At 66.9% G+C, this 1,486-nt stretch carries 1 protein-coding gene; it reads right to left on the bottom strand.

Going from position 1 to position 1,486, the window contains the following annotated elements; genetic code table 11:
* Positions 1-1,486 (bottom strand): type VI secretion system Vgr family protein (locus tag M2282_RS30995; protein ID WP_280812601.1); only part of this gene is annotated, 1,486 nt, incomplete at both ends.

Here is a 1,486-nt window from a genome sequence, read left to right as displayed (position 1 = left end):
CGCCTTCCACCTCCACGTCCAGGTTGCGCTCGGCGTGCACCAGGATCTGCTCGGCGCCCATCTTGTCCTCGAACACGATGGCGTTCGCATTCGCGCCCGAACCGCCCTTGCTCGAACGCGTCACGATCCCGCTCTTGGTCGCCTCGCCCGGCAGCGAGAACGGCGGCATCTGGTCCGCGTTGTACACGCGCCCCACGATCACCGGCCGGTCGGCACGCCCGCCGATGAAGTCCACCACCACCTCCTGCCCGATGCGCGGCGTGAACACGCCCCCGAAGCGCTCCCCGGCCCAGATGTGCGACACCCGCACGAAGCGCGAGCTGTTCTCGTTCTTCTGGCCGTAGCGGTCCCAGTGGAACTGCACCTTCACACGCCCGTACTCGTCGGTCCAGATCTCCTCGCCCTCCGGGCCAACGACCGTCGCGGTCTGCGGCCCGCTCGTGCGCGGCACCGGCGTTTGCCTGGGCGCCCTGAACGCCAGCGCGCTGGGCTGCACCATGAAGTCGAAGTTGTATTCGCCGCTGGTCGCCCCGCTCGCGTAGCCGCCCTCGCGCAGCGCATACGACACCGCTACCACCAGGTACTCCTGGTTGTCGTCCGAGCGCGGCGAGTTGCGCATCCTGAACGTGTACCCTGGCGCCATGCCGCGCACCGTCGAAGATCCGGCGCTGCGTTGCGCCAGCGCCTGCGACTCTTCCAGCCGCACCCGCGCATAGTGCTCGCCGTCGCCCGCGGCCGGGTAGTCCCCCAGCCACTCGTACATCTCGTAGCCGGCGTTGTCGTGCGCGCGCGGTTGGCTGCGAACGTTCACCAGGTCGCCCTTGGGCGTGGTGAAGTTGAAGTCATCCACCGTGTAGCTGCCCGAGCGCACCTCCTCGCCGGGCTGCCAGTCGCGGATGACCTCCAGGTCCTCGCCGATGTCCCGGTCGGCCGCGAAGTAGTCGATGGTCTCGTAGTCCGGCATCGGCTCGTGCGCGCCCGCATCGTCGGCCAGCACCAGCGTATGCTGGCCCTTCTCGTGCTTGAAGTAGTAGTAGATGCCTTCCAGCTCCATCAGCCGGCTCACGAACGCGAAGTCGCTCTCGTTGTACTGCACGCAGTATTCCCATGACCGGTAGCTGCCGCCCAGCTTCTTCTCGAACGCAAAGCCGTAGTCGCCGAACACCTCCTCCAATATCTCCACCACGCTCTTGTTCTGGAAGATCTTGTTGTCGCTCGAGCGCGTGAGGTACCACAGCCACGGCCGCACGCTCGCCCGGTACACGGTGTGGCGCGACGTGCCGCCCTCGCGCCCCACCATCGAGAAGCGCACCACCTGACCGTTCAGGAACCTGGGCGCGCCCATCGTCGCCGTCTGGATCTCCAGGGACAGCGGCTTGCCAAGCACCGACTTCAGGTCGATGGCCGCATCGGGGCTCAGCAGGTCGACCTCGAACTCGAACAGCTGCGACAAGCCCTCGGTGCCGCGCATCGAGCGAAACTTCAG

Source organism: Variovorax boronicumulans, assembly GCF_029892485.1.
GTDB lineage: Bacteria > Pseudomonadota > Gammaproteobacteria > Burkholderiales > Burkholderiaceae_C > Variovorax > Variovorax boronicumulans_B.
This window is presented reverse-complemented; position numbering and strand designations above follow the sequence as displayed.